The sequence below is a fragment of the Mesorhizobium tamadayense genome (assembly GCF_003863365.1).
In the GTDB taxonomy this organism is placed as follows: domain Bacteria; phylum Pseudomonadota; class Alphaproteobacteria; order Rhizobiales; family Rhizobiaceae; genus Mesorhizobium; species Mesorhizobium tamadayense.
Window position 1 is genome coordinate 1 of sequence record NZ_RQXT01000259.1, and the last position, 412, is coordinate 412.

The window sequence follows — 412 nt, forward strand, 5'->3', positions numbered from 1 at the left end:
GGGAAATAGGAGCCCTTCCTGAGCTTGGGGATGCGCAGCTCGACGGTGCCGGCGCGCGTCTCCCAGTCGCGCTCGCGATATCCGTTGCGCTGGGCCGTGCGCAACGGGTTCTTCTCGCCATAGGCGGCGCCGGTGGCGGCCCCAACCTCCAGCTCCATCAGCCGCTCGGCGGCAAAGCCGATCATCTCGCGCAAAAGATCGGAATCCGGGGTCTTCTCCACGAGCGCGCGCAGGTTCATCATGTCGTCGGTCATCGGTGCTTCCTTCGAATCAGGTTGGTGTCAGCAACCCGACCTTTACCGGGGAACATCGATGACCGCCGCAAAGCCGCTCGCTCGCTACAGCGCTGTCGAGGGCGCGCTCGCGAGCGGCTTCGCTACCGCCGAGCTACACCACGTCCCGGGACGCGACC

Annotated in this window: 1 protein-coding gene; it reads right to left on the reverse strand. The window is 66.3% G+C overall.

Annotation, left to right across the window (positions count from 1 at the left end; genetic code table 11):
• On the reverse strand, positions 1-254 hold a 254-nt coding region (locus tag EH240_RS37580), incomplete at its 3' end, for a transposase (RefSeq protein WP_206075413.1).
• Positions 255-412: the final 158 nt, after the last annotated feature.